We start from the raw sequence: 10268 nt of genomic DNA, 5'->3' as shown, positions 1-10268 counted from the left end.
AACCACTGTCTCCACGATCAACATCCCGTTCTCGCCAACTGATCAAAACCAGTCGGCCGACTAAATCCCCGGGATGAAGGGGTCCTTTTTGCACGCCGATCACCCCACGAAGGGGGTGCCTATTGCACGCTGATCCTCACTCAAAGTAGCCCCCAGCGCGGGCTTCCATGTCAAATCGGCCGATGGAGAGCCCATCTATGACGGCGACAAGGCCGTGCGTATCATCATGCACGGGCCCGGCAGCCGTGCCGCCGGGACGGTCAAATCGCGGCGCACGGCACGCACGCTGAAGCGCATCAACGAAAACGAGGGCAAGATCACCGCCGCTACGTCGGAGGAAGCACTCGTCGAAAATGCCGAAGATCTTGCTACGCTGACGATCTCCTTCGAAAATCTGTCGCATGGCGATTTGACGGGCGAACAGCTCTTCCTGGCGGTCTATTCGGACCCCGAACTGGGCTACATCACCGCCCAGGCCGAAAGGCATTTCAACGATTGGGGAAAGTACAAGCCCGGCTCTGCCGGGAACTGATCCTCTACGCGCGGCAACTGGCATGGCTTTATGCCGTTCCGCAATTGCCGCCCCGCCCGAATGGGGAGAAGCAGGGAGAGCCTAACAAGCTCTCCCGCTTCGACGCGATGAAGCGGGACAAGATCAACCCGCGCATGCCCCCTAACCCGATGCCGCATTTCATCGAATGGTTCACGGATATCGGGATGGTGGAGAGTGGCGGCATGGCGGCCGCGCCTCTCGGATGGACCACCATTGCCAACTGGCAGCAGGGAATGGCTGTCACGCTTGAGCCGTGGGAGGTCAAGTTGCTGCGCGACCTGTCCATCGCCTATCTGGCGCAGAAATCGAACAGCGAACTTACGACGGATGCGCCGCCTTGGGGCGTGCCGGGCGTGACGCAATCCGAGCGTGCGGCCGATGAGGCGGCGCTGGAAGACGTTCTGGGGTGACGGTTGGCGGGAGTGAACATGAGAAAGCAACTCGAACAACCCGCTCATCGCGGGCGCGTCAGGCCGGCAATCGAGATACCTCCCGCCATGATCGAGGCAGGGGTTGCAGCGCTGTATGACGAGATGGGGTACCAACTCGAAGGCAGCGTGAATGACGGCGTTCGCGCAGTCCTTCAGGAGGGATTACGGTGGATTGCGACTGATGAAATGGCGGACATCAGCCGCATGTGAGCGATGCCGTAATCTTCAACGAGGTTGAGGACAAGTTTCTCCGTTACCGTGATCTCCGCTTCCTTCACTTTGGAATTGGGGCTGTACTTGACCGTGCGGTGTTTACCCGAGCGGTATGACCAGCGGCCGTGGATTAAGTCATTGCGGCGATCGGACACCTTTTTGACAAAATCCAATACGGATTTTATCTGCCGAATGATGTCTTCGGTTAGTTCGGACACGTCGAGAATGCTGCGAAGGGAGTCCAGTTTGGCCTTCATATTTGCCGTGGAATAATACTGGTTGTGGGCCTGCTTCAATTTCAGCCCAGAAACCGCGGCGCTAAGTTCAATGAGCTTCTGGTCGAGCAGGTTTACCCGGATCACTAGGACGCCCAGCGCTTGAATCACGGCGGTGTCATATGTTTGGTCGAAATAAGTCTGTGTCCCGGGACCCTTGGGAGGCTTGCCCGCCATCTGTCCTGCAACGTTTGCAGGAGCGACTGGAGGCAATTTCGGAATCGAACCAGCAGCGCCAACCAAAGCGTTAGCGAGCTGCCATGTCCCTTCAGCAGAAAGAAGGGTCGCATAGTTTGTCTCGTCCCCCGGCGTGAAAAGCAGCAGATCCACCACACCGCCGGTTCCATTGCCCATGAATGAGCTCACGGCAAATTGCGTTGTGTGGAAGCGTATGGTTCCTTCCGCTGTCGGCATTCCATCGCTGAAGGTCTTTGTCATATCAGATACCGATCAAAAAGAGCCGGGGAAGACGTTCTGGAGTGACGGTTGGCTTTGGTCGCCGTGCGGCCGCTCAAAATCCAGCCGCCGCGCGCAGCGCTTCATTCATCCGCGATTGCCAGCCCGGCCCGTCGGCCTTGAATTTGGCGATCACGTCTTCATCGAGACGCAGCGTCGTGCTCACCTTGGTTGGCGCCTTCTGCTTGCCGCGCGCGCGCCGCATCCTGGCGGCAATCTCTGGGAACGCCTCCCCGAACGGACGCGCGGTTGCGATCTGCTCTGCCGTCAATTCGGGGCTGTCGCTCACCTCGTCCCAATCGGCGCGAGAATATTTCGGGCTGGTCATGAAAGTGCCTTTCTTTCCTTACGGTTTGCGGGTCGGGCGGAGACAATCGAAACACCTTCGGTCCCGAGCGCGGCAAAAATAACGACGATCACACCATCAAGACGACCGATCGCGAAATAGCGCCCCTTTTTGGCCTCTCCAACCAGCGCGGAGAGGAAAAAATCTTCCGTGATGTCCGCAAAATCAATGCCGTGCTTGGCAAGATTTGCTGCGCGCTTCGGTTCGTCCCAAACGATGATCATGGCTTTTTGTAGTAACAATTAGAAGCCATGTCAAGCAATTCGTAATAACAAAAAGCGTGAACGCTGATCGCCGGGAGGGCCGCCATGGAAGACATCGACGACAGCGGCCTATCAATCGGGTTCTCAATAGATTTCCGCGACAGCTTCGGCCAACTGCGGACCCTGGACGATCTGGTGGGCGAAGCGGCGGCCAGCATGTTTCGCCAGATGCAGGACATGGAGCGGGCGACCGGCATGCCGATCGACGCCCTGCGCAACCTTGCGCAGGAGACCCGCGCGTTCACGAGAGAGCGCAACGCGGCCGAGCGAAATGGCGAACGCCTGTCGCAGCAGCTTCAACGCGAGATCGACAATTTCGGAAAAAGCAGCGCGGAAATCAAAGCCAACAAGGTTGCGACCGCCGCGCTCGCCTCTGAAAAACTGGGGCTGACCGAACAGGCCGGCCGCCTGCGCGATCAATTGGAATCCCTGCAAGCATCCCAGCGCGCGGTCGCTGCGGCGGCGGAGGCCGATGCGCAAGCCATTCGAGAGGCGGCGTTCGCTCACCAGATGTTCGAAGCGCGGGTGCGCGAAGGCGTCACGGCGATGCGGCAGCAGGAGGCCGCCGTACGCGCGAAGGCGGCGGCTGACGCCGACCTTGCCGCGCGCGCCCAGCGTCTGATTGCCGAGATCAACCCCGCCGCGGCGGCGCAACAACGCTTCAATGCCGAGATGGCAGAGGCCCGCACTCTGATCAGCGCCGGCGCCATCAGCCTTGACGACTATGTCGAGAAGCTGCGGATCGAGCGGGCTGCGCTCGCCGCCAGCGCTGCCGGGCATACGCGCGGCGCAGCCAGCGCGGCGGCCCACAATCAAGCCATGCTGGGCGTGTCGTACCAGGTTCAGGATTTCATCACGCAAGTCTCGATGGGCGCCAACCCGATCAACGCATTCGCCGTGCAAGGCGCCCAGCTTGCAGGACAGTTCGCCAATGTAGGCGGCAAGGCCGAAGCGGTTGCGCGGTTCTTCATGGGTCCATGGGGCCTCGCCCTTACGGGGGCAGTGATGCTCGTCGGTATGTTCTCCAAGGGTATGGGAGAGGGCGCCGACGCGGCGAACAATCTCAAGCTGAAACTCGACGTTCAGAAGAGCAGTTATGATGCGCTTGTTGCCAGCGTCCGCGAGTACAATGATTCCCAGAGGAACTCGACGGAACTGACCTATGCAGCCGCAAAGGCGGCGCAGGAGAAGGCGATCGAGCTTGTGAAACAGGCAAAGGCGGAACTTGCGGCCGCCGACGCCGCATTCTTCGCCCAATCAGCAAATTCGAAAGGCGGCGCGGAGATCAAGGCAGGGCTTGGGATGCAGGCTGACGCCGCTCAAGCGCGTCTGACAAAACTCCGGGAAGATTTGCGGGAGGTCGAAAAGGCGATTGCTAATCAGGAGGTTGCTGCCGCGCTAAATAGAGAGACTGCGATAACGAACCGGTATGGCGAAGCTCTGCGCAAGCTTGAAATAGCATATGATTCCGGCCGGAAGTCCGTCTCGGAGTATCGCACGGAGCGCGAACGGCTCTTGAAGCTCCAAGAGAAGGAGCTGGATCTCTATCGCGAGGCGAAACGTGAGACGGGCGCGCAGGGTACAACGTTCGCAGCGCGCGATGCCCGCGTTGGCGACATGGTCGCCCTCATCAAGCAGCTCTTTCCAGGCGCGCGCATCACATCCACGACCGGCGGCCAGCACGCGAAAGGTTCTGATCACTACGCTGGGCGGGCGATTGATTTCGTACCGGGCGGCGGCATGGGACAGTATACGACGGCCGAGGTCGAGCAGATCCTGAAAAACGCCGGGGTCGATATACGGCGCAATCGTACCGGTACCCAGCAACTGTTTGGACCTGGCCGCGGCGCAAGCAAGCCCGGCGATCACAACGATCATTTCCACGTAGCTTGGCAGGGATCGCCCGACACTTCGAAGGTCGATGAACAGAAAGCGCGCGCTCTCGAAGAGGCGAAGCGCGCCTATGATCTCACAGTCAAAGCTGCGCAGGACTATGCCGCCACTCAACTGGACGAGGCCGCGAAGACCGGGCTCAGCGCGAAGCAGTTGCGCGCCTATGCCGACGCCGCCGCCATCGCGAAGGCGCCGACAGATGCGCTGAAGCAGTCCATCCGCGACGCGGCAGCCGCGAGAGAGAAGTCGATCGACGCCAAATCAGCTACGGATTTCCAAGCCAATGTGATGCAGCCGCTGCGCGACGAACTGGCGCTATACGGCCTCGTCGGTCCGGCCCGCGCCGCCGCAGCGCTGGAGTTGGAGAAGGAGGCGTTTCTCGCCAAAAATATGGGTGACGGGATCGCCGTCGCGACCGCGCGCTGGGAAGAATATCGCACCGCGAAGTTGGCAATTATCGGGAAGGATGCTGCCGCCGAGCGGGAGGCCGAAAACATCCGCAGAATGCACGAAGAGTTCGAGGCAGTCATCACCGTCGCGCAGGCGGCCGGCGATGCGATAGCCCACGCATTTGGGCGCGGCGGACAAGCGATCGGCGATGCCCTCAACATCCTCGTGACCTATCAGCAGCAAGAACGCGCCCTTGCCGAGCAGGCGAAAAAGGATGGCTGGGATCAGGCGCGCATCCGCCGCGAGAACAGCCAACTGGCGCTGGAAGGCACGACCGCGCTCCTCGGTGCGAGCAAGAACCTGTTTCGAGAAGGAGCGGCCGGCTACAAGGCCATGGCCGCCGCCGAGAAAGCCTTCGCGCTGGTGCAGCTCGCGAATACGGCCGTCAACGTCGCGGCCGGGGCCGCCCGGATGTTTGCCATGCTCGGCCCGTGGGCTTTCCCCGCTGTCGCCGCGATGATCGGCGTCATGGCCTCGCTCGGCTTCTCGTCGGGCGGAAAATCCAAGCAGCCCGCGGCGACAAACGACGGGTCTGGCACCGTTCTCGGTGACAGCCAGGCCAAGAGCGAAAGCATCACGCGGGCGATCAACCAGCTTCGCGACATCGATACGATCATGCTGTCGTATAGCCGTCAGATGGCGGATTCGCTGCGGTCGATCGATAACCAGATCGGCGGCGCGGCATCGCTGATCGTTCGCAATCCCGAAGGCATCACGTCAAACAGCAACATAAAGGAAGGCTTCAATAGCAATGCTGGCACTGTGCTGGCTGGTGTCGGCGGCGCGCTCTTTGGCGTTGTTGGCGCTGGCATTGGCGCATTGCTGACCAAAATCCCGATCGTGGGAGACGTCCTGAAATCGCTATTCGGGAGTAAAACGACGATCTTGGGGTCGGGTCTCTATGGTGGATCGCAGTCGCTGGGTTCGATTCTCGATGGGGGTTATGACACCCAAACTTTCGTAGATGTCCAAAAGAAGAAGAAGCTCTTCGGCATCACCACGAGCAACAAGACTTCCACGCAATACGGTGCGGTCGACCCCGCGCTTGAGCAGCAGTTCACGTTGATCCTCCGCAGCTTCAACGATGCAATTCTTGCGGCGGCCGGTCCGCTGGGCATCGCGACGACGGAAATACAACAACGGCTGAACAGCTTCGTTTTCTCCCTCGGAAAGGTGGACCTCAAGGGATTGACCGGCGAGCAGATCGAGGAAAAGTTGACCGCGGTCTTTGGGGCTGCCGCCGACAATATGGCGCGTTCGGCCTTTCCCGGCATCGCGGCCTTCCAGAAGGCCGGTGAAGGCCTGTTCGAAACGCTGGTGCGGGTATCGTCGACCGTCGAGGCGGTCGGCGCTTCGCTGGATCTTCTGGGCAACAGCGCGCAGGGCATGAGCCTCGCGACGAAACTGGCGCTGGCCGACCAGTTCGACAGCGTCGGCGACCTGACCAACGCGGCCAGCCAGTATTTCTCGCTGTTCTATTCTCGCGAGGAACAGGCAGCGGCGCGCGCCGCGCAAATGGCTACGGTCTTCCAGAGCCTGGGCGTCGCGATGCCATCCTCGCTTGCCGCGTTCCGTTCGCTGGTCGAGGCGCAGAACCTCAATACCGAGGCGGGCCGGTCGGTGTATGCGACGCTGTTGCAACTCGCGCCCGCCTTTGCCGACCTGCAATCGGCGATGGCCGGGGCGAAGAGCGCGGCCGACATCGCGACCGAACGGCAGGACCTGGAACGCCAACTGCTGGAGCTGCGCGGCGATACGGCGGCGCTGCGCGCGCTGCAACTCGCCAAGCTCGATGCGAGCAACCGCGCATTGCAGCAGGAAATCTGGGCGGTGCAGGATGCGCAGGCGGCGGCCAAGGCGGCGCAGGACCTTGCGGACGCCTGGAAATCAGCCGGCGACAGCATCATGGACGAGGTGCGCCGCATCCGCGGCCTGAACGACGCGACCGGCGCGGGTACCTATGCCGCCCTGCTGGGCCAGTTCAACGCAGCGACCGGACAGGCGCGTGGCGGGGATATCGACGCGGCAAAGTCCCTGCCGCAGCTTTCGCAGGCCTTGCTCGCCGCGGCGCAGGATTCGGCGACCAGCCGACAGGAGCTTGACCGCATCCGCGCGATGATCGCGGCGAACCTCGAGCAGACCAACGCGCTGATCGGCGCGACCGGGGTGGGCACGCCAACGACGAACGCCGCCCTGCTCAACGCGGGCCTGTTCAGCCAGCCGACCAGTGGCGCGACGAACGACAATGGCGCGGCGGCTTCGCAGCTTCGTGCGGAATTGACCGAAAAACTGGAGCAAATGCGGAAGGAACAGAATGCCGCGCTGGCAACGATCGCCGCCAACACCGGCAGGGTCGCGAAGAAGCTGGACGATGTGACGACGCAGAGCGGCGGCGATGCGATCACGACCGAGGCGAGGCAGGCGGCGGCATGAAGGTGATCGGGCCCGATGCCGAGGTCGTCGACCTGGGCATAACCGAAATCAGTCCGACGATCGGGATCACCGATTTCAGCCGGCGCGTCACCGACGATTTCGGGGTGACGACCGTCGTCAAGCGGGCGTTCGCGCGCCGGATGTCGCTGCGCTTCGCCCTGCCCTTCGACGAGGTCGATGCCGTCCAGCGCCGACTGGCGGCGCTCCGCGCGACCGCGGCGCAGTGGATCGTCGACGACGATATCGCCTGGCTGAATTTTCAGGGGTATTACAAGGATTTCAGCCTCGACCTCGCGACATCTCCCATCAGCTATTGCTCGTTGACCATCGAAGGCCTTGCCGAGACCGAGACGGTCGCGGACGGCGGTGAGGAAGCGGCGCCGGCGGGGCAGGCCTCGACACTGCGGATGGTTCGCCCCGTCGCCCTCACGTCCGGGATGATCGTGTCGAGCAACGTGCCCGAAACCGACTGGCCCGAATGGAATGTCATCACCGTCTATCCGGCTGGCGCGCGCGTCATCAAGGCGGCGACGCACCGGATCTATGAAAGCCTTGTCGCGACGAACGTCGGCAACGACCCGGCGGGCGTTTCGGGGAAATGGCTGGATCTGGGACCGACCAACCGATGGGCGATGCTGGACGAGGCGCTGGGCACCGCGACCAGCCGGGCCGGCAGCGTCGTCATCACGGTCAACCCCGGCGCGGTCGATGCGGTCGCGCTGCTCGACGTCGCCGGCGCGACGGTGCGCGTGCAGGGGTCGGGTTATGACCAGACGAAGGCTGTCGGCCCCGGCGCGGTAACGTTCCTCGACCTGCCGGGCGCGGGCGGCAACCTGACCGTGACAGTGACGGGATCGGGTACCGTGTCCGTCGGCACGCTGATCTTTGGCGATCTGGCGACGCTTGGCGTCACGGGCGACGCGCCGACCGCGGGGATCGACGATTACAGCCGCAAGGAGGTCGACGATTTCGGCGAAGTGACGATCGTCGAGCGCGCCTGGGCGAAGCGTATGACGTCGCGCGCGCTGATCGCGAGCAGCGCGATCGACCGCGTCGCCAACCGCGTGGCCGCCTCGCGCGGGCGACCCGCGCTGTGGATCGCCGACGACAGTATCGACGCGCTGATCATTTATGGGTTCTTCAAGGATTTCTCGATCGAGGTCGGCCAGTCAGTCAGCACGTTGTCGCTGACGGTCGAAGGTTTGTCCAAGGCGGCGCCCGTCGTCGAATCCTTCGAAGGCATCTCGATCGTCGAAAAGACGCTGTACAAGCGCAGCGCGACGGCGCCCGCGACGCCGACGGGCGGCAGTTTCGATTTCGACACGATGGAGACGACGCCGCCGGCGGGATGGAGCGTCAGCCTGACGGCGGGGGATGATCCCGCCTATACCGTCGACGCCATCGCGTGGAAGTCAGGTCGCGGCGGCACCGCCGACTTCGGCGCCTGGTCGCCGCCCGTCGTCGCCTTTGCCAATGGTGCGCCTGGTGCTGCCGGGGCGCCCGGTGCCGCTGGCGCTCCCGGTGCGCCCGGCACGAACGGCGTCACGTTGTACACCTGGTACGCCTATGCCGACGCGCCGGACGGGTCGTTCAACTTCAACCCTGGCACTCCCGGTTCGCGAACCTATCAGGGGATCGCGACGGGCAAGACGACGCCTACGGAAAGCACGAACTATCTCGACTATGACTGGTCGCCCTATGTCGGCCCGCCGAATTTCGGGCTGGCGAATTTCAACAGCAACACGGTGCTGGCCGGGAACAAGCTGATCAAGGTCGCGGGCGGCGCGGCATGGAATGCGTCGGTCCATTCGACCGAGAGCTACAAGCGGGGCGCCTCGGTGAGCTTCGTCGTGGACGATCCGAACGCTGTTATCATGGTCGGCCTCAACACCGATCCGACCGCTGACGCCTCGTACGGCTCACTCGACTATGCGATCTACCTCAACCCGAGCCCCGGCTACGGCGTGATCGTTTATGAAAGCGGGAACGACAACGGTCCCTACGGCACCTTCGCGGCTGGCGACATATTCACGATCACCTACAATGACAAAAGCGTCATTTATTCGGTGCGATCAACCTCTGGCGCGTTCGCCGTGCTGCGGGAAATTGCCGCACCGGCGGGACTTAACCTGTTCCTCGACACGAGCCTCTATAGCCTCGGCCAATCCGCCCGAATCCTGTCGTTCACCGCAGCAGGCACGGCGGGCGCCGACGGCACCGATGGGGCAGACGGAACCGATGGAGCCGACGGCATCAGTCCGGTCAGCGCCGTGGCGATCCCGCTGAACAAGCAATTCACTGCCGACAGCGACGGCACGGTGAAAGCCGGGCAGTTGCCGTTCAACATCGCGATTTCGGGGACGAAGGCGGGCGCGTCCATCGGCGGGACCGTGTCGATCGGGACGCCTTCGGGATGCACCGCAACCGCCATTTCTGGCGGCTTCACGATCGATACCGTGTCCGCCGATTCGGGCTTCGTGCCGTGGACGTTTACCGCGACCGACGGGCAGGTTGTCGAAGGCAAGGTGAGCTTCTCGCGCCAGCGCGACCCCGCATCGGGCGGGCAGGTGTCGGTCAATTTCAGTTCGACGTCATGGTGGGGCAGCGGCAGCTATGGGTCATCCGGTCCCAGCACCGTGCTTCCCGCCTCGTCGACCGGCAAACTGGCCATTTCCGGCTTCGCCAGTTTCTATTGCTCGGGCAACGGCGAGGCGCGGCTCACCGCAAAGCTGCAATATCGTGCCGTCGGCAGTGGGACATGGATCGATGCCGGCTTCAGCTCGGGTCCGAGCAGCGCCATCAAGACGCCGGATTTGCCGGGCGAACCCGGCGAAAACACGCCGGGCGAAGTCAATCCGACCGGGACGCTGACCGGACTGACGGCCAACGGCTCCTATGAGGTGCAAATGGTCGGATCGCGCAATGCGTCGTACAACGCGATAGCGGCGGCGACGG

7 protein-coding genes are annotated in these 10268 nt (G+C 62.7%); 4 read left to right on the top strand and 3 right to left on the bottom strand.

The window, feature by feature from the left end; translation table 11 throughout:
* The first annotated feature begins 214 nt into the window (after positions 1-214).
* Complete coding sequence (locus tag JNM03_RS09780; RefSeq protein ID WP_294036266.1) at positions 215-532, top strand: hypothetical protein; 318 nt, start codon at positions 215-217, stop codon at positions 530-532.
* Positions 533-639: 107 nt separating this feature from the next.
* On the top strand, positions 640-963 hold the full coding sequence (locus JNM03_RS09775; protein WP_294036265.1) for a hypothetical protein: 324 nt from the start codon (positions 640-642) through the stop codon (positions 961-963).
* A 173-nt stretch (positions 964-1136) separates the two neighbouring features.
* Here JNM03_RS09775 and JNM03_RS09770 read toward each other — a convergent pair whose 3' ends face one another.
* The 3 genes from JNM03_RS09770 to JNM03_RS09760 all read right to left on the bottom strand — a co-directional run bounded on the left by JNM03_RS09770 (position 1137) and on the right by JNM03_RS09760 (position 2498).
* Complete coding sequence (locus tag JNM03_RS09770; protein ID WP_294036264.1) at positions 1137-1910, bottom strand: hypothetical protein; 774 nt, start codon at positions 1908-1910, stop codon at positions 1137-1139.
* Positions 1911-1983: 73 nt separating this feature from the next.
* Positions 1984-2256 carry a BrnA antitoxin family protein gene (locus JNM03_RS09765; RefSeq protein WP_294036263.1) on the bottom strand — a complete coding sequence of 91 codons (273 nt, stop codon included), beginning with the start codon at positions 2254-2256 and terminating at the stop codon, positions 1984-1986.
* A complete protein-coding gene (locus JNM03_RS09760; RefSeq protein WP_294036262.1) occupies positions 2253-2498 on the bottom strand; it encodes a BrnT family toxin in 246 nt (81 codons plus the stop codon). Before JNM03_RS09760 ends, JNM03_RS09765 begins: the two co-directional genes overlap by 4 nt.
* Before the next feature lie 84 nt (positions 2499-2582).
* Here JNM03_RS09760 and JNM03_RS09755 point away from each other — a divergent pair, with 84 nt between their 5' ends.
* Both JNM03_RS09755 and JNM03_RS09750 read left to right on the top strand, forming a co-directional pair.
* Positions 2583-7313 carry a hypothetical protein gene (locus tag JNM03_RS09755; RefSeq protein WP_294036261.1) on the top strand — a complete coding sequence of 1577 codons (4731 nt, stop codon included), beginning with the start codon at positions 2583-2585 and terminating at the stop codon, positions 7311-7313.
* A partial coding sequence (locus tag JNM03_RS09750; RefSeq protein ID WP_294036260.1) for a hypothetical protein occupies positions 7310-10268 on the top strand: 2959 nt, incomplete at its 3' end. The genes JNM03_RS09755 and JNM03_RS09750, both read left to right, overlap by 4 nt.

Origin of the sequence: Sphingopyxis sp. (assembly GCF_016793825.1) — a bacterium.
Lineage (GTDB): Bacteria > Pseudomonadota > Alphaproteobacteria > Sphingomonadales > Sphingomonadaceae > Sphingopyxis.
Note: the sequence above shows the minus strand (reverse complement) of the source record. Positions and strands in the feature narration are given on the sequence as shown.